We start from the raw sequence: 21,757 nt of genomic DNA on the forward strand, positions 1-21,757 counted from the left end.
AGATTAATTATTTCAAGCACGGTAGGGCGGAGTTAAACAACGAGTTTGGTGCCTTTTCCACACTTATGTTATCCTGAGAATACTTTTTTGAGCCGGCCAAGTACCTCTGGCAAGGTTAAGATATAGCCGAATGTTAGTGCTGAACCCTTTTGTCCATAAACCAGAATCTGGATTCCTGGTTCAGGAATTGAGATTTCAATATCATTCGGCTAGGAACTAAAACAAAGATATTCGTGTCTTCGTGGCTACCTTTTATAGCGACAGACTTAAATATATTCAACAACATAAAAGCCATAAAAAAAATCATTTACTGCTAATTTCTCAATTCTACATTCTTCAAATCTGGAGGTTGAACAGATATTTATTTATCAAATTATGCCAGGAGATGAAAATAAATTTCGGTGTTTGACTCTGCTTCCTCTGAAAACTTTCTTTACGCCAATAGTCCGGAAGATAGGGCGAAGAATTAAACCCTCTAATCTGCACTATTTGTTATATTTGAACTTATAGGAAAGCATTCAATACCAAAGAATTGTGTGAAATATTAAAATTATAAAAATGAAATCTCTGGTTTTTACCCTGGTTCTCTTAGCCCCTCTATTTTTATTTTCCCAAAGTCAAGATTATGATGTGTCATCCTATCTTACTGAGGGTACTAAAGCTCCAAACACCCATTACATAGGAGAGGCCTGGTTAAATGCCATCATTCATGATGATCCAGAGTTGGGTTATAATATTACAAAAGCCACTTTTTTGGCAAACTCTACACTGGACTGGCATAAGCATAGTTCAGTACAGGTTTTAATAATTGTGGATGGCGAAGCCTATTACCAGGAGAGAGGAAAAGAACCTGTAATACTCAAAGAAGGGGACATCATCAAATGTGAGAAAGAGACCGAGCACTGGCACTCTTCAACAAAGGATAAGGATGTCACCTATCTGGCTTTCTATAGTGGTGAAAAGCCAACAGTTTGGACAGAGGTACTAACACAGGAATATTATGATAAGGTAGCTAAAAAACTGAAAAGCAATTAATGGTGATATTGAGGTTTAATTAAATGAACAGAAAAAACCAATAAACCAACTATTAATGAATAAGAAGTACCTAAAATTGCTAACTCTGTTAATTTTGTTTAATTCCTGTGGAAATACCCAGGACAGAAAAAAGGCAACCATAGAAAATTTCAAGGAACCATTTGTAGATAGTCTTATTCCACTTCCTGAAAAGGCATATTTTGTTTTCTACACGAAAATAAAAGGGTATTCAAATGATACAATTCGTTTGAATATAAGCTCTCACGAATCTAAGGAATCAAATTTAAACTACTATTTCATAGGTGACTTTGAAAATGAAATAAGGCTGGATTATTATGGCGAGTCAAATAAATATATAACTCTCTATCCTTATAAAGCTACAGAAGGAAAAATAAAACTAACTTACCAATTATAGCAAAAGGATGTCTCCTGCCCATATACTCTAAAGTATGAACATCTCAAGTGGGCTGCGCTTAGATGAAAGACATACAATTTTAGCCTCCAGTAAAGTAAGTTGTGATACAGGAGAAAATATAGCCAATTAAACAAGGACCTAATGCTCAATTTCGATTTTAAAGAAGAGTACATTTTAGAAGATGACTTTGTAAAATTGAGTCCTCTCAAAATTGAACATGTTGACGATCTAATAGGAATAGCAAATGAAACCGACATCTGGAAATACTCTTTCGAGAAAGGAAACGGTATTGATAATTTGACAAAATATATCCAATCGACTATTGACCGTCGAAAAGAGGAAAGGGATTATCCATTTGTCGTATTTGACAAAATAAAGAACCGGTATGCAGGAAGTACCAGATACCTCGAAATCCTGCCGGGTTTAAAAGCAATACGACTGGGGTATACCTGGTACGGAAAAGAATTCAGAGGCACGGGGTTAAACAAGCATTGCAAGTACCTATTATTTGAATTCGCTTTCGAAAAAATGGGGGCTGAAAGAATTGGACTTGCAGCTTATATAGAGAATAAAATAAGCATTGCGGCAATGGAAAGTGTAGGGTGTAAAAAAGAAGGATTTTCACGAGCAATTTTTCCTGCACTAAATGGGATTGGACGAACTGATGCCGTTTTATTAAGCATTTTAAAAAATGAGTGGCACGAATATGTAAAATACGAACTGAAAAACAAATTAAACCCAACGCCTGACCCTCTTTTTTAATATCTCAGCCATACAATATGATTTTAGAAATTGCAAAATGGGTGGTTATATGTTTCGGAATATTTATAATCTTTATAGGCTTTGTAATGCTCATAGCTCCATCAAAAGCGAGGTTAACCTTAAGACAGGCAGGTAGCACCAATTTTATTAATTATGCCGAAATAACTGTTAGATTGATACCTGCTGTCTCTTTAATATTATATGCCGACTCTTCTAAAATACCGGAAGCATTTAAAATTTTGGGATGGATAATGCTCATAACTTCTCTCATTCTGTATGCTGTCCCAAGAAAGATACATCATAAATTTTCCTTAATGAGCGCGCATTTTCTTAAACCCTTCTATTTCCAACTCCTAGCACCCTTTGCATTTTTATTTGGCGGGTGGATAATTTATAATGCTTTATAGAATTAAATTAGTACTTGTGTGCATAGTAATTCACGAAATTGAATATAAACCCTGGATCTGCCTTGTAGGAAATAGCAAGCATGCTCTTTTACAAGCGGAATTAAGACCAATTTCAACTCTCGACATGAGTGACCTTCCCAAGATAAAATTACAATTAACGACATTTGATAAATCAATTGAATTTATAAGTTGGATTGGCATGGCCTTGATTTGGATCCTGACATTTTCCAATTATTCCACATTACCAGAAATTATACCAGTACATTATAATGGAGCCGGAGAGGCCGACAGATTTGGAAATAAAACCCAAATTTTAATTTTGCCGATTGTTTCAACTGTACTGTTTATGGGGCTTACTTATTTGAATCGTTTTCCTCATATATTCAATTATCCTACCGAATTAACAAAAGAAAATGCACTGCATCAATATAACAATGCCACCCGTATGATTAGATTTTTAAAATTAGCTATCATAATAATTTTTGGACTTATTGTTTTTAAAACGATCCAAAACGCACACGGCAATGTTGAAGGACTTGGAATTTGGTTTTTGCCATTAACAATAGGGCTTATCCTTATACCAATGATCTATTATATACTAAAGTCCATAGAGCAGAAATTAAAAAAGAAAAAATCTTAATAATGCGTCTTCCAAAGCAAAAGGGAGGATATGGCACAAAAACAATCATTTAATCATTTTGTATTTATGTACTGACCTTAAAACTAAAAATATGTTTACAGCAATAAATCCAAAACTACCAATGCGAGATAAACTTTTGACCAGGGCATATTATCTTAACAATTTAGGTTTTAAAGAACTTGGAGATTACGGGGATTACTTAATGTTAGGCAAGGATAATATTGAAATTCATTTTTTTGAGTTCAAGGAACTTAAGCCTGAAGAGAATTATTCCCAGGTGTATATTAGAACCAATGATATTGATATTCTTTTCAGGGAGCTTTTGGATAAAAAGGTTAAAATTCATCCTAATGGCCACCTCTCAATGAAACCCTGGGGACAAAAGGAGTTTGCCTTACTTGATCCGGACAAAAATTTACTAACTTTTGGACAGACTTTACAGTAGTGATAAATGCAAAATAAGCTTACAAACATGACTTGAATTGATATCACTATTTTTAGCGATGAAAAATTCTTCAACTTCAGCTTTTCATTTCGCCAGCAAAAATATCAATTGTTAAAAAGTGAAGCCTTATTTTTAGTAATTTAAGGCATTATAAAAACAGGATCTTATGAAATACATATTTTTTATTACTGCATTTATTCTGAGTTCTGCAAGCATTATGGCTCAGGAAGTTATGACTCCGGAAAAATTATGGGAGCTCGGGAGGGTTTCAGCATTAGGGATTTCAAAGGATGGAAAATCTGTCGTTTATAGGGTCACCACTCCCTCCATAGCTGAAAATGACTTCAGCAGTAAAAATTATACCGTTGGCCTTCAAGGCGGGGAACAAAAGGAGGTTGAAAACCACAAAGAGTTGATTAAGGACAAAAATGTGTCGCCAGATGGGGAATATATTCTATATCACGAGGAGGTGAAGGTGAATAAAGCACTGGGTGAAGATTATTATCCTGAAATGGAAGACTCTGAAGTTTATATTTATGACGCCCTGGATTACAGGCATTGGGATACTTACAACGAAGGGAAATTCAATCACGTATTTTACAGGGAAAACAAAGAGGGTGCTGAAGGGATTGATATTATGAAAGATGAACCTCATCACTCCCCTCAAAAACCTTTTGGCGGTGATGAAGACTACATCTGGTCTCCTGATGGTAAAAAGATCCTGTACGTAAGTAAAAAACTTACGGGAACAGAATATGCCAACAGTACAAATACAGATATCTACGAGTATGACCTAAATTCCAGACAAACCAGAAACTTAACCGATGATTATCCCGGTTACGATAAATACCCCGCCTTTTCTTCAAAAGGAGACCTGGCCTGGCTGCAAATGGGTCGCGATGGATTTGACATCATCGTAAGACATAATGGAGAGGATAAGAACCTAACCGCCAATTGGGATGGAACAGTAAATTCATTCAAATGGAGTCCTGATGGTTCTAAAATATATTTTGTAGCCCCTGTTGGCGGAACAGTGCAGTTAATGGAAGTGAATTTCCCCGGAAACAGGAAAGCCACACCTGAAGTTAAAGAAGTGGCAAAAGGGGATTTTGATATCACCGGCATTGTTGGTTTTTCCGGAAACAAGGTGATCCTTACCCGCACCGATTTTAACCATGCAGCTGAAATTTATTCCCTTGACCTTAAAACCAAAAAGTGGGAGCAGCTCACCAATGTAAATGCCTCCATTTATGATAACATTTCAAAGAGCAAAGTTGAAAAAAGATGGGTGCCTACTACAGATGGAAAGGAAATGCTGGTTTGGGTGATCTTCCCGCCAGACTTTGATGCTTCAAAAAAATATCCTACCCTGCTTTATTTACAGGGCGGCCCACAAGGCGCTTTGAGTCAGTTCTATTCCTTTAGATGGAACTTCCAGGTAATGGCTGCACAGGGTTATATTGTGGTAGCACCTAACCGTCGCGGGATGCCCGGGCATGGGGTTGCCTGGAATGAAGATATAAGCAAGGACTGGGGAGGACAGGCCATGGACGATTATCTTAGCGCTATAGATGCTCTAAGTGAAGAACCTTATGTTGATAATTCCCGAATAGGAGCGGTAGGTGCCAGTTTTGGGGGATACTCTGCTTTTTATCTTGCAGGAATACATGAAAACAGGTTTAAGACATTTATTTCCCACGCAGGGCTTTTCAATTTGCAAAGTATGTATGGCACTACTGAAGAATTATTCTTTGTGAACTGGGATATAGGCGGTCCTTACTGGGATACTGAAAATAAGGAAGCTCAACATTCCTATGCGTCCTTTAACCCTATCACCAATGTATCAAAGTGGGACACCCCAATGCTCATTATCCAGGGCGAAAAAGATTTTCGTGTGCCGGTGGGTCAAAGCCAGGAAGCATTCCAGGTGTTGCAGCAAAAGGGTATCAAAAGCAGGTTTATACTTTTCCCGGAAGAAAACCACTGGATATTAAAACCACAGAATGCGATGGTGTGGCAGCGTGAATTTTTCAGGTGGCTGGAGGAAACCCTGTAAGCTAGATGGAAGCCAACCTCCTCACACAAGTTTTTTTACCCCTCGCCCTCTTTATCATTATGCTGGGGATGGGGCTGACCCTAAAACCTGCCGACTTCAGGAATGTGGTGCTCTTTCCGAAAGCAGTGGGCGTGGGACTGGTGCTAAAGCTTATATTCATTCCCGCTCTTACTTTTGGGATGTTATACCTCATCCCTTTACAACCTGAGCTGGCGGTTGGCTTCGTTTTACTGGTAGCCTGTCCCGGTGGGGCAACCACAAACCTTATTACCCATCTTGCCCAGGGCGATGTGGCACTTTCCATCACCTTAACGGCAATTGCCAGCGTGATCACGGTGTTTACCATTCCCATCCTGGTGGATATAGGAATGTTGCAATTTATGGGGGAAGGCCAAATGATAGAACTTCCGTTTTTTAGGACCATCATCCAGATCCTGATAATCACCATCCTTCCTGTGGGCATAGGCATGATCCTTCATAAAAGATCACCTCGTCTTTCCCATAAGGCCGAGAAGCCGGTAAAGATCCTATCAGCTATATTTTTGGTTCTAATTATAGCCTCAGTACTTATAAAGGAACGTGCAAACCTGGTGGAGTTCTTCCTCAAAGCGGGCCCGTTATCATTATTGCTGAATTTGTTGGGAATGCTCATCGGTTACTATATTACCAAAGCAATTACTAAAAATAAAGCACAGTCTCTTGCTGTGGGGATTGAAGTGGGTATCGTAAACGGTACCCTGGGAATTGCCATAGCAGCGGGGATTCTGGAGAATTCTGTAATGACCATTCCTTCAGCTATATATAGCATCATAATGTTCCCAGGGGCTATGTTATTGGTTTATTTAGGTAATAAGAAAAACAGGGTACAGGGGATACGGAAGACCCCAGGATAAATCATATAAAAAATCAGGATTATCCTGTAAAGATTCTGGACCCGCTTTGCTATTGGAATCTAGAACCAGGACTTTTAATGTAGTCTGAAAAATAAGACACCTAATCCTGTACTGAACAAATTGAAACCTTCAAATTTATTTAGGACCAGAAACCTTACCAAGGGCAAGGTTGTTTGCCCTCTCACCATAAAAGGAAAGGCTTCAGGGAAATTTAAAACCTGTAAATCAATACCGGGAGGCATCAATTTAAATTGAAAAAATTTCAGCAACAAAAAAGATGTTTACCAAACCGTGGAAACATCTTTTCTGTTATTTGTGCAGCAGATATCTCTACTGTGCCGGATAAACATAATTCGCCTCAAAACTCAATGGAATTCCAAGCCACCAGTAAACCAGCAGGAAGACGGTCCAGGTGATGAGGAAGATCACAGAGTAGGGCAACATCATAGAGATGAGGGTTCCAATTCCCATTCCCTTTACATAGCGCTGTCCAAAGACCACTACCAGTGGAAAATACGGTAAAAGAGGCGTAATGATATTAGACACCGAGTCCCCTACCCTATAGGCCGCCTGGGTAAGATCTGGAGAAATGCCCAGCTGCATTAACATTGGAACAAAGATGGGTGCGATAAGTGCCCATTTGGCAGAGGCAGAGCCCACCATTAAGTTCACAAATGCACTAAGCACTACGATCCCCACAAAGGTGATTTGCCCCGGCAATTCCAGAGCCTGCAGGAAATTAGCGCCTTTTATAGCTATTAACAACCCAATATTTGACCTTGAAAATGCATCGATGAAGAGGGCAACGAAGAAGGCCATTACGATGTAGTAACCCATACTTTCCATGGATTTCTTCATACTTTGGATCAAATCTCCAGAAGATTTATATCGGCCGGAAACAAAACCAAAAACAAGCCCCGGGATCAATAGCAGGATAAAGATAAGAGGTACTATTGCCTTCATCAATGGCGCGTGAAAAGAAGTGAGAGATTGTTCCTCTGGGTTTACCATTCCGGGGCCTCTAAGGGCTGAATCCTCGGGGTAAGCCCACAAGAACAAACCAATGATACCTAATACCATCGCAAGAAATCCCATCCAGAAAGCCTTACTTTCACGGGAGGTCACTTTTTCCATTTTCGGCATTTGATCTTCATCCCCATCTACTTTAACTTTATTTAAACGTGGTTCTACTATCTTATCTGTGATCCACCAGCCTACAAGTACGATCAATAAGGTTGAAGCCGAGGTGAAATACCAGTTATTAAGCGGATTCAAATTAATATCGGGATCCAGGATCCTTGCCGCCTCCAGCGTAAAGCTCATAATAAGGGGATCTATCGCCGAGGGAATAAAATTGGCTGAAAACCCACCGGAAACTCCGGCAAATGCTGCTGCAATTCCCGCTAAAGGGTGCCTGCCCGCGGCATAAAAGATCACACCTCCCAGGGGGATGACCAGTACATAACCGGCATCTGCCGCCGTGTGACTCACTATAGCGATTAAAATAAGCATAGGAGTAAGTAGTTGTTTCGGTGTAAAGTTTAAGAGCTTCTTTAATCCCGCATCGATCCAACCAGAATGTTCTGCTACTCCAACCCCCAGCATGGCGACAAGCACAATTCCAAGGGGCGCAAAGAGCACGAAAGTATTTACCATATTTGCCAGAAAGGCCGCAAGTTGGGTTCCCGTAAGTAGATTTTGAACATTCAAACTATTGCCGGTCATAGGATGAACCTCCCCAAAATCAAAGGGAGAAAGGACAGCCGATAAGACCCAGATGAAAAGGAGCAAATAGAAAAACAGAATTGCTGGATCCGGAAGTTTATTTCCAACCCTTTCTACTAAATCCAGTGCTTTATTTAATAAGCCTTTTTTTTGAGATGAATCGACCGCTTTTTCCATATTTGACCAGCTAGTTTGTTAATGAAGTGCTAAAATATGAATTTATTAAAATAAAGCCTTCGTTATTCTTCAGTAGCCACATTATTTCATTTTCAAATAAATCTATTTCCCTTTATCTTGCCGGGAATAAAAAAGCTCCAAGAGATTAGCGGGATGTCAATACGACATAGATCTTTATAGGGTATGCGTTTTGCACCATCCTTTAAAAAACAATAGAAATTTATATGAAAGAGAATAACGTGCTGGATTACCTTGAAATGGTACTCAAAAATATGCCTGAGGATTGGATAAAATTAACCACCCATCGGCTTGATATTTATAATGAAGAACTTGCCAAGACGCAATTCCTGGAAAAATTTGAAGCCCTTTATAAAAATAATAATGCTAAAAGAGCTGCTTTAAGCGGATTACCCACTGCTTTCGATTATATAAGGCTGGGCCACCCCCTGTCCTCTGTCCTGGAATGGGCGATTGCAGAAGTGAATGGCCTCAAGGCTAAGAATGTCATAAGTTTCTCCTCCAGGACAATGCCTGTATTGGCGATCCTCAGGAAAAATTTATTTGATAATAAAAGAACCCGAATTGTTCACACCAGTCAGCTCCCCCAATTTTTTGATGCTGAAACCTTGAGACGAATATATAATTATGATTTTGAAATTGTTCAAATAAAAGATGTGGCAGAAATTCAGGAATTTGCGGGTAGCACTGTTTTTATTTCTGAAAAAGAAGACCTTAGCAACATTGATCGTAATCCGCTAATTGACTTTACGGTAAATCTTCACCCCCGGCTGGGTAGTGTGATAATAGTCAATGGCTGGGAAAATGAAGGTTATATCTCTGAAATCCAGCATGTACGCAGAAGAGAGTCAATTGCCATGACGCCGGTCAATTCTTTTGAAGCACTTGAAAGCCTCATTGGTAAAAAAGCTTCACAGCCAGATGCAGCGCCTGCCGGGGAAAACAAGGCAAGCGTCCTTGAATCTATAAAGAAGATCACCAGTACGTCAACAAAAGCATTACTGGCCTCCAGCGGGCTTTCAATTCAATATGCCATTATGATGGGGCTCATTGATGATGCTATTCAAAATCATCCCGGGAAGGATATAAAGATCATTGTGCCTCCAAATTGTTACGGGGGAACAAACGACCAGGCAAGACGGGTTGCCGCCTGCCTGGAGAATGTTGAAGTGGTGGACCTGCCGGTAGACGGCGACAACGACATGGTGCAAAGCACTAACACTGTGCTGGAGAACATTGCCCGGGAAGATGCCGTACCATATATTATTGCTGAGATCCCTACAAATCCCAGGGTGGAAGTCCCGGATCTTGAAAAATTGAGAGATGTACTTACAAAAGAACGTCAAACTGCCAAAGGTGAAACAGCAATAGCCCCGGTCTTTATCCTGGACCAGACTTTTTGTCCCAATGTGCAGTTCTTAAGTGAAGACTGGATATTCTCCAATGTTAAAGCTATTTCCTACGTAAGCGGGTCCAAATTCCCAAGCGGGGGTAGATGTACAGCGGGTTACTGTGTGGCAAATACTAAAGCTGCAGCACTAATGGAAAAAATAGAAAACCACCTTAAGCTTTGTGACAATGAGGCCACCCCGCTGCAGGTTGAGATCCTGGCTGAACAGTTGCCCTCAATGAACCAGAGGATCAAAGATGCTTATAAAAATACCCGGGAATTTGTGAACTTCATAAAGGAGAATTTACCGGAGGCAAAGATCAATTTTGTTTCAGAAGAACTGGCTGCGGAAGGCTTTACCCCTTCAGTATTTTCACTGGACCTCCCTACTAAAGGGAATACTCACGAGGAACGGGAAGCTTATAAAAGATCCCTGAACCAAAAGCTCATCGATATGATGATAAGTGAGATCCCAGATGAAAGTAAATATTGTGTAAGTTATGGGCAGTTAAAAGGTTGTTACTGGACAATCCCGGCAACATCTACCCAGGGTACCACGAAGGAGGATGATAAGGACTATATCGCAAGGGTATCGGGTTCCCCCAGGATGGATCTCGAACGTCATAAAAAGGTATTTCTGGAATTTGTGGAGCAAATTTGATTTAATAATACTCACATTTTTCAAGTAATTGCCAAAATAATCCAGCTGTAATATGAAGAAAAAAATCGCCATCTGTTCATTTTTAATTCTTATTCCGCTGTTGGCACATTCCCAGGAACGGCCGGTAAGGATTGGAATAGCGGGGCTTACCCATACCCATGTACACTGGCTGCTGGGCAGGGAAGATTTGGGCGATGTGGAGATCGCGGGAATTGCAGAGCCCAACCGGGAGCTGGCACAGCGGTATGCGAAGCAGCATGGTTTTTCCATGGACCTGGTCTACAATAGCCTGGAAGAAATGATTGCGGCAACCAAACCTGAAGCCGTAGTCGCCTTTGGAACTATTTTCCAGCACCTGGAAGTAGTCGAAGCCTGTGCCCCCAAAGGTATCCATGTAATGGTTGAAAAACCCCTTGCGGTAAATATGGAACACGCTTTAAGAATGCAGTCCCTGGCGAAGGAGCATAATATACATTTACTCACCAATTATGAGACCACCTGGTACCCCACCAACCAGGAAGCCAAAAAGCTCCTTGATGAAGGTACTGTTGGAGACCTGCACAAAATAATTGTAAGAGATGGTCACCGGGGACCAAAAAAGATTGGGGTTAACGAAGAATTTCTTGAATGGCTCACAGACCCTGTACAAAATGGTGGCGGGGCACTTATGGATTTTGGCTGTTATGGCGCCAATCTTGCCACCTGGATACAGGAGGGCAAAAAACCTCTGAGAGTTACCGCCGTCACCCGGCAATTACAGCCTGAAAATAATCCGCTGGTAGAGGATGAAGCCAATATCATTCTGGATTATGAAGATGCCACGGTGCTCATACAGGCCTCCTGGAACTGGCCCATTGGCCGAAAGGATATGGAGCTCTACGGCCTAACAGGAGTGATCTATTCTGATAACCGGAATGACCTGCGGGTGCGCCAGGCAGAAGGCTATGATAATTACAGTGAGGAAGCGCATAAGCTGCAGGAATTGAGTTACCCGTACAACGACCCCTTCGCTTATTTTGCCGCGGTAATAAGGGGGCAGATAATCCCGGCAGAAAATGATCTTTCTTCGCTCGAAAACAATATGACGGTAATGGAGATCCTCGACGCAGCCCGCCGTAGCGCCGAAAAGGGAAAGACGGTTAATTTAAACCCCTAACCTTACTGCTGTCTACTGAGGCAACAAGGATTAGAAAAAAGAATATCTTTAACCCGAACCCTGAGTCCAAGGCAGATTTACTGTTTTTACTTTTTACTAATAAATATCAGGGCCGTATCTGTTTTTTCAGCCAAACCTAAGGCAAGATGCCCAAAAGCCTTTTCGTTCCTCCCTGCTTTTCCAAGTCCCATTATCACCAGGTCATGTGCTGAAGCCTGACTTATAAGTTCTGCTTCCACATCATCATTTACAATGATATGCACCTCTATCTTGCCCGGAATAATTCTGCTCGCAAAGCGCGAGAGCTTCAGGTGGTTTCGTTGGAGGGCTTCGCGGGGGGTGTTTGCCGGCAGGATCTGTATGAAATTTATCGCCGGTTGTGAAGCACGCCAAAGACTGGCAGCCACACGTGCCCTTAACGGATCGTGACTTCCAAATCCCGCAACGGGAATAAGGACCTTTTGTGCTGTAGTGATCTTCCAGCCGCTATAAGGCTGCCGGAAAACCACCACATCTGCCTTCACATGTTTTACCAGTTTTTCAAGATTCTCATTTGTCTGTAAATCATTAAGATCGCTTAATCCCAGCAGCAGGCTGCGGCAATTATGAACTTTTACCACCCGCTCGATCTCTTCCCAGGGATGTGCGGCTATTGTTGTAAGCGTATCGGGTCGCAAGCCAGCTTCGAAAGAGGCTTTAAGGGCATATTGGGTGGCATCGCGGCTTGAGGCCAAACTTTTATCCAGTTCACCCTCCTCTGTCCCGGAATAACAATGGAATGCAGCAGCACCCTTCCTACCACAGGCGGGGCCAGTGCATTTGCCAGGAAAACCATCGATGCTGCGTTGGCAGGATTGGAAATAGGAAGCAAAACAAGAGGACTTAATCCCCTTAATCGCACGAGGTCCGGGTCCAGGGCATGTTCCGATGCTTCTATGGTTTGTGCCTTCTTCACAAAAAAGGAAATAAAGAGTACAGCTCCAATAAGCAGCCAAAGCAGGGAGATCAATCCCGCAGCCGGCACCACAACTGCCTGAAATATTGCCAGCCCAAGGCAGGCAGCCATTCCCACAATTGGAAGAACAGGAAAGAAGGGAGCTCGAAAGGTGTCGCTCTCCTTATAGCCACGGTTGCGCATTAAGATCATAATGAGGTGCGCCAGGGCAAAGGTGATGAGGAAGATCAAACTGGAAGCCGCACCCGCCGCGGCCACATCTGGCAGGATCAATACCAGCAGGGCAACGATCCCGCAGGTGATCCAAATGGACATCACCGGGGTACCATATTTCGCATCGATCCTTGAAAGGTAATGCGTGAGGGTACGGTCTTCTGCCATTCTCAGTGAGATCCTGGAAGCCGCAAAAAGGTTAGCCTGCAGGGCAGATAACATTGAAAAGATACCGGCCACCAGTACCAGCCAGAACCCAAAAGCTCCCAGATAATTTTGTGCCGCGATGACCAGGACCGTTTCGGGATCTTCCACGCTCATCGCAGTAATAGATCCACCCGGTAAAACACCCACGGTAGACATTACAAACAGCAACGGGAGGTAGACCGCCAGTCCAACTGCAAGGGTACCCATCATAGCTTTGGGAATGGTTTTTTCAGGAGCTTTAATCTCCCCTGCAGCAGATCCAATGAGATCAAAACCCTGCAGCGCGATAAAAGTATACCCCATCGCCGCGACCACGCCACTGAATCCGCCTGAGAAGAAGGGGTCGAGGCTATTGGCAATATGATCAAAAGGTGTTTGTATAAAAACCGCAAGCCCCCCGGCTATAAGGACAGCGAAAACCGCCAGTTTTCCAATATTGATCACTGCGCCCCCGTCGCCTGTACCTTTTCTAAGGCTGAAGGCAAAATAAGATATGGCTGCAAGAGCGAGCAGGACCGGCAAAATGTCGTTTTCCAAAAATTGGCTGAAGCCTCCTGCGGGAATTTGCTGAAGAGCGAACACGGCAAAAGCCCCAAATCCAAGGGCATAGAGAACTGCCGCTACCAGGGAAGCAAACCACACGATCCACCCTACCCCAAAGGCCACCTGCAGCGAGAGGGCTTTCTTAGCATAGGTGTAGGTCCCGCCCGACTGCGGATTTGCTGAAGCCATTTCAGCAAAACTTAGGGCAGTAATGAGGGCGATAAGTCCGTTTAGTGTGAACGCGAGGATTGCAGATGGTCCACTTACTGCAAAGGCAACCCCTGCAAGGGCCAGGATCCCACCACCTACCATCGCTCCCACCCCAATGCCAAGCGCACCCATGAAACCTATGCTGCGGGTTGATGATGGTGTGGAGCTATCTTTACTCATAATGGATATAATCTGCGTATAAAACTGGTGATTTAACTTCTTTTAAAATTACTCAAAAGATCGGCGCTTTAAATCTTAATTATTGACAAAAACCCGGGGCCCTACAAAAGCATGTAAATTAAATACCGGCAAGCATTCATAAACTGTAATCTACTTGTTCTTTTCCAGCGAGAATACCCTTTAAATTATTTAAAGCTGAAATTCCCCTTATTGGCCAATTCAATCCAAACAGGGGCGTGGTCGCTGGTCTTTTCCCAGCCCCTCACTTCCTTATCTACCCCTGCCGTCACTAACTGGTCCCGTAACTGCGGGCTTAAAAGGAAATGATCCAGCCTTAATCCAGCATTGCGGCCATAGGCATTGCGAAAATAATCCCAGAAAGTATAGACCTCCTCGCCGGGGAAAAGCTCCCGTAGAGCATCTGTCCAGCCCTGGCTTAGCAAATTACTGTAAGCAGTGCGCACCTCTGGCATGAAGAGGGCATCATTCTTATACTTCTCGGGTTTATAGACATCAAGTTCTGTAGGCATCACGTTATAATCTCCTGCCAATACCACCGGGGTCTCCAGATCCAGTAAACTTGAAGCGTGCTCTGTAAGACGCTTAAACCACCGCATTTTATAATCAAATTTTGGCCCGGGGGCCGGATTGCCATTGGGGAGGTAGAGGCATCCTACAATAATATCTTCTACCAGGGCCTCAAGATAACGACTTTGAACATCGTCCTCTTCCCCGGGGAGCGTTCGTGCCACTTCGATAATTTCCAGGTCTTTGGTGAGTATGGCAACCCCGTTCCAGCTCTTTTGTCCGTTCCAAATGGCATTATATCCTGCAGCGGCAATCTCCTTTTGAGGGAATTTTTCATTGGGCGCCTTTAATTCCTGCAGGCAAACCACATCTGGCTTCGCTTCTTTAAGCCAGCGTAAGAGCACAGGCAACCGGCCATTAACTCCGTTCACATTATAAGTGGAGATCTTCATTGTTTCTTTCTGAATATAATAACTCAAGGTACTAATAATTGGAAACCCGGCAGCAACCTTGGAATGCAAGATATTGAAGTAGCTAGATCTTTTCTGAAGGAGGAGTGATATAAGAGTACATTTCAGGTTATTTCTAAAGTATGTTTTAATAGCAAAAACCCTTCAGCAGAAAACAGAAACTATTACCGGCCTCAAAATACCTTCAGATGGAAAGCTAAAGGGTAGAACTTATTCCTTTTTATAGGTATTTATACCCGTAATGCCCCTGCTGTAAAACATGGTATTTCTTACCTTTGAAATATAACTACCTGAGATGAAAAATTTAGATGACCTTTTGCTGCTTGGAGATCCCCGCCTTTATGAGACGTGTGAACCTGTCGAAAAAAACGAGCTACCGCTGGTTGATGAGTGGGTGCGGGACCTGGACAATGTTATGAAGGAAATAAGGGCAAAATATAACTTTGGAAGGGCAATTGCAGCGCCACAACTTGGCATAATGAAGCGGCTTATTTATATGAACATAGACCGGCCGGTGGTTTTTATAAACCCGCAATTCACGTATCTAAGTGAGGAAATGTTTGAAGTATGGGATGATTGCATGAGTTTCCCTAATCTCCTGGTGAAGGTAAAGAGGCATAAAGCAGCTACTATAAAGTATCTGGACGCCTCCTGGCAGCCGCAGGAGATGAAATTGACAAATGACCTAGCTGAACTGTTACAGCACGAATATGACCATCTAAACGGCGTGCTATGTACTATGAGAGCCATAGATGAGAAGTCTTTTAAGTGGAGACTGTAATAAAGAGTCTGGACCGCTACGCTGTTAGAGTCTAGAATCTAGACTAAAATTTTGCAATTGGAATAGAAACCGGAACACAGGTTTCGAGGATTTGGAGTCTATAGTCCGGACTGAAAAATTAAAGAAATGGAAAACACCGCTTATTATATAAATGAACCTTCCGGGGAGTTGCCTCAGGATCTTACGCATCAAATTTTTAGCAGCAGTGATGCAAGGAAATTTCATTCTTCTTTAGCTCAATATAAACCATCACCTCTTGTAGAATTAAAAGAGGCAGCAAAGGAATTGGGAGTAAAAAGCATTTTTGTGAAGGATGAATCCCGCAGATTTGGACTCAAGGCTTTTAAAGGTCTCGGGGCTTCTTATGCCATTCACAGGATCCTGGAGGAAAATCCTGAAATTGATATCTTTTGCACGGCGACAGACGGGAATCATGGCCGCGCTGTGGCCTGGAGCGCCAGAATGCTAGATAAGAAAGCCTATGTATTTATGCCGGCAGGAAGCACCACTGCGAGAGTTGAAGCAATAAGAAATGAAGGTGCAGAGGTAGAGGTGGTTGATGGAAATTATGAAGCTGCCTGCGCCAGGGCGAAGGAGATGAGTGACAGGAACGGCTGGCAATTGGTACAGGATACTGCCACAGAAGATTATGAAGAGATCCCGGCTTACATAATGGCAGGCTATTTTACCCATTTCAAAGAAATGGAAGACAGCATACACTCATTGCCGGAACCCGGTATAGACATCGTATTTCTGCAGGCGGGGGTAGGCAGCTGGCCTGCCGCTGCAGCCTGGTATTACCAGAACCGGTATGGAAAAAATAGGCCTCAACTGGTCATCGTGGAACCTGCTGAAGCTGCCGGCTTCCTTACCTCTTTTAAAAGCGGAAAGCGCAGCAGCCCTTCTGGCAATTCCAAAACAATGATGGCAGGCTTAAACTGCGGAATCCCCTCCACCACTGCCTGGGAGATCCTGAGGAATACAGCGACTGCCTCAATGGCCATTGAAGACAGCTTCATGGAACAGGCAATCAGGATGCTTCATAATGGACAGGGAGATGATCCACGCGTGGAAGCAGGAGAATCTGGCGCAGGAGGTTTTGCGGGTTTTCTAGCTTTGATAAATGATAACCGATTTGCTGAACTTAAAGAGGCCCTGGGTATCTCAGCAAAAACAAGGGTCCTGGTCTATAATACGGAAGGTGCAACAGATCCTCAGAACTTTCAGAAGATCATAAATCAGACTCCCGGTTAAATTCAGTGTATATCTTATTTCTGAAACCAATGTCGACTGGAAATCCTGAAGACATTCAAAGTTGAAACAGAAATAGAGGTCAATAAATCTGATAATCTGAAAATGACAGAAAAATCGGTCCAGATTCTGGATTCTAGCAGCAAAGCGGTCCAGATTCCTTTACCGGAACATTAAGTCATAATCTTCCCTAAACTATTTTATTCATAATTAGGTTTTTAGTAACTTAGGTAAAACAGTACTAACCAAAAACCAAAGATTATGTATTTATATGTAGAGTTATGGAATGTAACCCAGAAATGGATGGACCTTTCCAGGGAAGAGAGAAAGGATTTTTTTGACAAAGTTGGGCCGGGAATACAGCAGCTTATGGGCTCGGGGGTGGAGCTTACCGGCTGGGCAATGAATGATGAGCATACCCCCTACCGCAGCGATTACCGCTATATGGCAGTTTGGACCCTGCCTTCTATAGATGCTGTAAAGGAACTGGAGAAAGCGGTGGCGGACTCCGGCTGGCACAAGTATTTTTCGCAGGTGAATGCCCGCGGGGAGATCATTCCTTTGAACAAGGCCATTGACAACCTCATCAATCTTGAAAAACAGTCTACCTCAATTATCGAATAAGTGACAACCTTATATAAAAACGAACCCCGGCAGCTTGTGGCTCCGGGGTTTGTTTTTTAATTTAGTTTCATTTCGGGGATATCCCCATCAACAATGAGGGTTCCCTCTGTGGCATTTTTTATTTCCTCCACGCTCACCCCGGGGGCTCGCTCCAGAAGCTTAAAGCCTTTATCGGTTACCTCGATCACAGCGAGATTGGTAACTATTTTTGTCACACAACCCACTCCCGTAAGTGGCAGGGTACATCTTTTAAGAAGCTTGGATTCCCCTTCGCGGTTGGTATGCATCATAGCAACAATTATATTTTCAGCAGATGCTACAAGGTCCATTGCGCCTCCCATTCCCTTCACCATTTTTCCCGGGATCTTCCAGTTGGCTATATCACCGTTCTCTGCCACTTCCATAGCTCCAAGGATAGTAAGGTCAACGTGCTGCCCGCGAATCATCCCAAAGCTCATGGCAGAATCAAAGAAACTCGCACCCGGCAGGGCTGTAATGGTTTGTTTACCGGCATTAATAAGATCTGCATCCTCTTCCCCTTCAAAAGGAAAAGGTCCCATACCCAGGATGCCGTTCTCGCTCTGGAACTCCACTTCAATATCATCTCTTACATAATTCGCCACCAGAGTGGGGATGCCTATCCCAAGGTTCACATAATATTTATCCTTTACTTCCTTTGCGATGCGCTGTGCTATTCCGTTTTTATCTAACATATTTTTTAATTTGAAGATGTGTTGATTTGAAGATTTAATTTGATGATTGGTTGATTTGAGAATTTGAGGATTTTTCCGCTACTCTTCAAGGAGAAAAATCATTTTCAAATCGCCTCATTTTCAGATCTTCATATCACTATCGTTTTCTAACAGTTCTCTGTTCAATTCTTTTTTCGTAATTGCTGCCCTGAAAAATTCTTTGCACAAAAATCCCCGGGATATGGATATGATTTGGATCCAGTTCTCCAGGTTTTACCAGCTCTTCTACCTCTGCCACGGTAATCGTCGCAGCACCACACATCAACGGATTGAAATTTCTCGCTGTGCCTTTGAAGATAAGATTGCCTGCCTCGTCGCCTTTCCAGGCCTTTACAAATGCGAAATCGGCCTTATAAGCTTCCTCAAGGACATAATGTTTTCCATTGAATTCCCTGGTTTCCTTCCCCTCGGCCACCTCTGTCCCATAACCTGCGGGGGTGAAAATTGCAGGATATCCCTGCTGCGCTGCCTGGCACTTTGCAGCAAGCGTACCCTGGGGAGTTAATTCCACCTCGAGCTCCCCGCTTAGCATTTGTCTCTCGAATTCCGCATTCTCTCCCACGTAGGAAGAGATCATTTTGTCGATTTGTTTTTTCTGAAGTAAAAGGCCCAGGCCAAAATCATCTACCCCGGCGTTATTAGAAATGCAGGTAAGATTTTTAACATTGAGTCTTACCAGTTCACTTATGGCATTTTCAGGAATCCCGCTTAAGCCGAAGCCTCCAAGCATCATCGTCATTCCATCTTTAACTCCTTCCAGCGCTTCCTGTACGTTCTTTACAGTCTTTTTGATCATTAGATTTCAGTTTTGCGAAAATTACGAAATTAATGAGCTTACTACAACGTTTTCTTCAAAAAGCCGGGTGTGACTTAAAACACAAAAAAGCCCCTCAACTTTTTTAAAAGTTAAAGGGCTTATTTTTTATATGGTGAATTGGATTTACCTAAGAGTTTTAGAATTCAAGTTCATCTGGCAGGGATTGATAATCATCATTATTCCTGCCATAGTCTCTGCAATTCACTTCAATAGTAAGACGTTCGGGTCGGGGAAAATCTCCCGAGGATATTTCCAGGGAAGGATCTGCATATACCTTTTTCATATAGATCCCCCAAATTGGAAGGGCCATAGTAGCTCCCTGTCCATAACGTATGCCCGGGAAATGCACAGAGCGGTGTTCCCCTCCTACCCAAACACCGGTTACCAGGTTTGGTACCATTCCCATGAACCAGCCATCGCTTTGGTTTTGTGTTGTTCCGGTCTTACCTGCGATTGGGTTCTTAAAATCATAAGGATATCCTGTTACAGCGCGTTGGTAATCGATATTGTTGGTTGCCCAGGTTCCTCTTAACCTGGTCCCAGAACCTCCCTGTGTTACTCCCTCCAGGAGGTTTACTGTGACATAGGCTGTTTCCTTGCTCATCACATCCCTGGTCTCGGGCACATGCTGGTACAGGATAGTTCCATTCTTATCTTCAATGCGGGTAACAATAACCGGTTTTACATAAACTCCTTCATTCACAAAGGTGCTGTAGGCAGAGACCATTTCGAAAACGCTCATATCTGCCGTACCAAGTGCAATTGCAGGTCCCTTATCCACATTCCTGGTATCAATTCCCAGTTTATTGAGCATTTCAATCACCGGGCCTGTTCCTGTCTTATCAATTAAACGGGCAGTAACGGTGTTTACAGATTGTGCCAATGCCTCCTTTAAGGTCATCATCCCGCTGTACTCATTATCACTGTTACGGGGAGACCAGTCATTCTGGTTTCCATGCCTGCCTGCCTCAATAGTAAAGTGGTTCCTGGGAAGCGTATCACATGGCGATAATTTTAGCTGATCTATAGCAGTGGCATATACAAAAGGTTTAAAGGTAGAACCTACCTGCCTTTTAGCCTGCTTCACATGTTCATACTTAAAATGCTTGAAGTTTATACCACCAACCCAGGCTTTTACTTCTCCTGTTTGTGGGGTCATAGACATCATTCCTGTATTAAGGAAGGATTTATAATATCTTATGGAATCCCGTGGGGTCATCACCGTATCCTTGATCCCGCTCCAGCTAAAAACGCGCATTTTAGTTTCCTTATCAAAGGATTTCACAATGTCCTCCCTGGATTTTCCCTGGGCTTCCATTTGCTTCCACCTGTCAGAAATTCGCATTGAACTGTTGATGATACCCTCGATCTCTGCTTCATCTATATCGCGAAAAGGAGCTGTCTTATTATTCTCGTTCTGCCTGTCAAATTCCTTTTGAAGTTTGGCCATGTGCATTTCTACAGCATCCTCTGCATACTTCTGCATTTTGGAATCCAGGCTGGTGTATATTTTTAATCCGTCCCTGAAGATATTATACTGTTCCCCGTCAGGCTTAGGGTTTTTCTCGATCCAGTCCCTCATGAAACCCTGAAGGTATACCCTGAAGTAAGTTGCGATCCCATCATCATGCCCCTGTGGGGTAAATTTGATTTCCATAGGCAGGGCTTGAAGAGAATCCCTTTCCTGGGTTGTGATAAAATTGTTTTTCGCCATTTGGCCCAATACCACATTACGCCGCTGCTCCACAAGGTCTGGCCGGCGCATAGGGTTATAATAAGCTGCGTTTACAAGCATTCCAACCAGTACAGCACTTTCTTCTATATCAAGATCTTTTGCTTCTTTATCGAAATAGATCCTGGCAGCAGACCGTATTCCAACCGCCTGGTACACAAAATCGTGTTTATTGAAATACATAGTAATGATCTCTTCTTTGGTATACTGCCTTTCCAGCCTCACCGCGATGATCCATTCCTTAAACTTTTGTAAGACCCTGCCGGTAAAGCTCCTGGAAACATCCTCGGTAAAAAGCTGTTTTGCGAGCTGTTGGGTAATGGTACTGGCACCTCCCCTTTCGCCAAGATACACCGCTGCACGCATTGTGCCCCTGGCATCTATCCCGGAGTGGTTATGAAAACGTTCATCTTCAGTAGCAATTAGAGCCTGTACAAGATGGGTTGGCAAATCCTCATATTTTATAGGAGTCCTGTTCTCGCTGTAATACTTTCCAAGGGTTTCCCCATCTGCCGAAAAAATTTCTGTAGCGAGATTGGTCTCAGGGTTTTCAAGCTCCTCGAATTTTGGCATTTTTCCAAACGCGCCCCAGCTCGCAAGGAGGAACAGGAAAATAATAGTTAGTATACCAAGGGAAAACAATGTCCAGAAGCCAATAATATATTTACTGTAGCCGGTGTTTTTTTTAGATTTTTTTGATGGGTTTGCCATTTG

General features: G+C 42.9%; 20 protein-coding genes. 13 read left to right on the forward strand and 7 right to left on the reverse strand.

Going from position 1 to position 21,757, the window contains the following annotated elements; translation table 11 throughout:
- Positions 1-558 precede the first annotated feature (558 nt).
- The 8 genes from FHG64_RS09115 to FHG64_RS09150 all read left to right on the forward strand — a co-directional run bounded on the left by FHG64_RS09115 (position 559) and on the right by FHG64_RS09150 (position 6,653).
- Entirely contained in the window at positions 559-1,035 is a 477-nt protein-coding gene (locus FHG64_RS09115) for a cupin domain-containing protein (RefSeq protein WP_139066106.1), read from the forward strand.
- 55 nt (positions 1,036-1,090) lie between these two features.
- Positions 1,091-1,450, forward strand: coding sequence for a hypothetical protein (locus FHG64_RS09120; protein WP_139066107.1), 360 nt, complete (start codon positions 1,091-1,093; stop codon positions 1,448-1,450).
- A gap of 141 nt (positions 1,451-1,591) precedes the next feature.
- Entirely contained in the window at positions 1,592-2,212 is a 621-nt protein-coding gene (locus FHG64_RS09125) for a GNAT family N-acetyltransferase (RefSeq protein WP_139066108.1), read from the forward strand.
- Positions 2,213-2,229: 17 nt separating this feature from the next.
- Positions 2,230-2,619, forward strand: coding sequence for a hypothetical protein (locus tag FHG64_RS09130; protein WP_139066109.1), 390 nt, complete (start codon positions 2,230-2,232; stop codon positions 2,617-2,619).
- A 16-nt stretch (positions 2,620-2,635) separates the two neighbouring features.
- Complete coding sequence (locus tag FHG64_RS09135; RefSeq protein ID WP_246054361.1) at positions 2,636-3,259, forward strand: DUF1648 domain-containing protein; 624 nt, start codon at positions 2,636-2,638, stop codon at positions 3,257-3,259.
- Positions 3,260-3,350: 91 nt separating this feature from the next.
- Positions 3,351-3,704: a bleomycin resistance protein gene (locus FHG64_RS09140; RefSeq protein WP_139066110.1), complete on the forward strand. Its 354-nt coding sequence runs from the start codon at positions 3,351-3,353 to the stop codon at positions 3,702-3,704.
- 166 nt (positions 3,705-3,870) lie between these two features.
- Positions 3,871-5,760 (forward strand): S9 family peptidase, encoded by a 1,890-nt coding sequence (locus FHG64_RS09145; protein WP_139066111.1) that lies wholly within the window; start codon positions 3,871-3,873, stop codon positions 5,758-5,760.
- 5 nt (positions 5,761-5,765) lie between these two features.
- Positions 5,766-6,653, forward strand: a complete 888-nt coding sequence (locus FHG64_RS09150; protein ID WP_139066112.1) for a bile acid:sodium symporter family protein — start codon at positions 5,766-5,768, stop codon at positions 6,651-6,653.
- A gap of 330 nt (positions 6,654-6,983) precedes the next feature.
- Here the strand turns inward: FHG64_RS09150 and FHG64_RS09155 are convergent, their stop codons facing one another.
- Positions 6,984-8,555: an AbgT family transporter gene (locus FHG64_RS09155; protein ID WP_139066113.1), complete on the reverse strand. Its 1,572-nt coding sequence runs from the start codon at positions 8,553-8,555 to the stop codon at positions 6,984-6,986.
- Between the two features lie 224 nt (positions 8,556-8,779).
- Between FHG64_RS09155 and FHG64_RS09160 the strand changes: the two genes are divergently transcribed.
- Positions 8,780-10,624 carry a PLP-dependent transferase gene (locus FHG64_RS09160; protein WP_139066114.1) on the forward strand — a complete coding sequence of 615 codons (1,845 nt, stop codon included), beginning with the start codon at positions 8,780-8,782 and terminating at the stop codon, positions 10,622-10,624.
- Between the two features lie 52 nt (positions 10,625-10,676).
- The gene (locus tag FHG64_RS09165) at positions 10,677-11,780 is read left to right on the forward strand and encodes a Gfo/Idh/MocA family protein (protein WP_139066115.1); all 1,104 of its coding nucleotides are present in this window, start codon (positions 10,677-10,679) and stop codon (positions 11,778-11,780) included.
- Positions 11,781-11,866: 86 nt separating this feature from the next.
- Here the strand turns inward: FHG64_RS09165 and FHG64_RS09170 are convergent, their stop codons facing one another.
- The 3 genes from FHG64_RS09170 to xth form a co-directional block, all read right to left on the reverse strand.
- Positions 11,867-12,514: a hypothetical protein gene (locus FHG64_RS09170; RefSeq protein ID WP_139066116.1), complete on the reverse strand. Its 648-nt coding sequence runs from the start codon at positions 12,512-12,514 to the stop codon at positions 11,867-11,869.
- Positions 12,430-14,088, reverse strand: a complete 1,659-nt coding sequence (locus FHG64_RS09175) for an APC family permease (RefSeq protein ID WP_139066117.1) — start codon at positions 14,086-14,088, stop codon at positions 12,430-12,432. The genes FHG64_RS09170 and FHG64_RS09175 overlap by 85 nt, the downstream gene beginning before the upstream one ends.
- 185 nt (positions 14,089-14,273) lie before the next feature.
- Positions 14,274-15,095, reverse strand: a complete 822-nt coding sequence (gene xth / locus FHG64_RS09180; RefSeq protein WP_246054055.1) for an exodeoxyribonuclease III — start codon at positions 15,093-15,095, stop codon at positions 14,274-14,276.
- Positions 15,096-15,381: 286 nt separating this feature from the next.
- On the opposite strand from xth, the gene FHG64_RS09185 reads away from it, so the two are divergent.
- The 3 genes from FHG64_RS09185 (at position 15,382) to FHG64_RS09195 (ending at position 17,742) form a co-directional block, all read left to right on the forward strand.
- Entirely contained in the window at positions 15,382-15,867 is a 486-nt protein-coding gene (locus FHG64_RS09185) for a peptide deformylase (protein WP_139066118.1), read from the forward strand.
- Positions 15,868-15,993: 126 nt separating this feature from the next.
- A complete protein-coding gene (locus FHG64_RS09190; RefSeq protein ID WP_139066119.1) occupies positions 15,994-17,121 on the forward strand; it encodes a diaminopropionate ammonia-lyase in 1,128 nt (375 codons plus the stop codon).
- Positions 17,122-17,379: 258 nt separating this feature from the next.
- Complete coding sequence (locus FHG64_RS09195) at positions 17,380-17,742, forward strand: DUF6616 family protein (RefSeq protein ID WP_139066120.1); 363 nt, start codon at positions 17,380-17,382, stop codon at positions 17,740-17,742.
- Between the two features lie 56 nt (positions 17,743-17,798).
- Here the strand turns inward: FHG64_RS09195 and FHG64_RS09200 are convergent, their stop codons facing one another.
- The 3 genes from FHG64_RS09200 to FHG64_RS09210 form a co-directional block, all read right to left on the reverse strand.
- A complete protein-coding gene (locus tag FHG64_RS09200; protein ID WP_139066121.1) occupies positions 17,799-18,455 on the reverse strand; it encodes a CoA transferase subunit B in 657 nt (218 codons plus the stop codon).
- 136 nt (positions 18,456-18,591) lie between these two features.
- Entirely contained in the window at positions 18,592-19,290 is a 699-nt protein-coding gene (locus tag FHG64_RS09205) for a CoA transferase subunit A (protein ID WP_139066122.1), read from the reverse strand.
- Between the two features lie 157 nt (positions 19,291-19,447).
- Positions 19,448-21,754, reverse strand: a complete 2,307-nt coding sequence (locus FHG64_RS09210; protein ID WP_139066123.1) for a penicillin-binding protein 1A — start codon at positions 21,752-21,754, stop codon at positions 19,448-19,450.
- Between the last annotated feature and the right edge of the window lie 3 nt (positions 21,755-21,757).

Origin of the sequence: Antarcticibacterium flavum (assembly GCF_006159205.1) — a bacterium.
In the GTDB taxonomy this organism is placed as follows: domain Bacteria; phylum Bacteroidota; class Bacteroidia; order Flavobacteriales; family Flavobacteriaceae; genus Gillisia; species Gillisia flava.

What these genes read in the sequence shown, in the direction of transcription:
- FHG64_RS09200 (WP_139066121.1), bottom strand. Translation starts at nt 18,455, where the DNA reads ATGTTAGATAAAAACGGAATAGCACAGCGCATCGCAAAGGAAGTAAAG.
- FHG64_RS09205 (WP_139066122.1), bottom strand. Translation starts at nt 19,290, where the DNA reads ATGATCAAAAAGACTGTAAAGAACGTACAGGAAGCGCTGGAAGGAGTT.
- FHG64_RS09175 (WP_139066117.1), bottom strand. Translation starts at nt 14,088, where the DNA reads ATGAGTAAAGATAGCTCCACACCATCATCAACCCGCAGCATAGGTTTC.
- FHG64_RS09160 (WP_139066114.1), top strand. Translation starts at nt 8,780, where the DNA reads ATGAAAGAGAATAACGTGCTGGATTACCTTGAAATGGTACTCAAAAAT.
- FHG64_RS09130 (WP_139066109.1), top strand. Translation starts at nt 2,230, where the DNA reads ATGATTTTAGAAATTGCAAAATGGGTGGTTATATGTTTCGGAATATTT.
- FHG64_RS09150 (WP_139066112.1), top strand. Translation starts at nt 5,766, where the DNA reads ATGGAAGCCAACCTCCTCACACAAGTTTTTTTACCCCTCGCCCTCTTT.
- FHG64_RS09125 (WP_139066108.1), top strand. Translation starts at nt 1,592, where the DNA reads ATGCTCAATTTCGATTTTAAAGAAGAGTACATTTTAGAAGATGACTTT.
- FHG64_RS09195 (WP_139066120.1), top strand. Translation starts at nt 17,380, where the DNA reads ATGTATTTATATGTAGAGTTATGGAATGTAACCCAGAAATGGATGGAC.
- FHG64_RS09115 (WP_139066106.1), top strand. Translation starts at nt 559, where the DNA reads ATGAAATCTCTGGTTTTTACCCTGGTTCTCTTAGCCCCTCTATTTTTA.
- FHG64_RS09190 (WP_139066119.1), top strand. Translation starts at nt 15,994, where the DNA reads ATGGAAAACACCGCTTATTATATAAATGAACCTTCCGGGGAGTTGCCT.
- FHG64_RS09185 (WP_139066118.1), top strand. Translation starts at nt 15,382, where the DNA reads ATGAAAAATTTAGATGACCTTTTGCTGCTTGGAGATCCCCGCCTTTAT.
- FHG64_RS09145 (WP_139066111.1), top strand. Translation starts at nt 3,871, where the DNA reads ATGAAATACATATTTTTTATTACTGCATTTATTCTGAGTTCTGCAAGC.
- FHG64_RS09120 (WP_139066107.1), top strand. Translation starts at nt 1,091, where the DNA reads ATGAATAAGAAGTACCTAAAATTGCTAACTCTGTTAATTTTGTTTAAT.
- FHG64_RS09140 (WP_139066110.1), top strand. Translation starts at nt 3,351, where the DNA reads ATGTTTACAGCAATAAATCCAAAACTACCAATGCGAGATAAACTTTTG.
- FHG64_RS09165 (WP_139066115.1), top strand. Translation starts at nt 10,677, where the DNA reads ATGAAGAAAAAAATCGCCATCTGTTCATTTTTAATTCTTATTCCGCTG.
- FHG64_RS09210 (WP_139066123.1), bottom strand. Translation starts at nt 21,754, where the DNA reads ATGGCAAACCCATCAAAAAAATCTAAAAAAAACACCGGCTACAGTAAA.
- FHG64_RS09155 (WP_139066113.1), bottom strand. Translation starts at nt 8,555, where the DNA reads ATGGAAAAAGCGGTCGATTCATCTCAAAAAAAAGGCTTATTAAATAAA.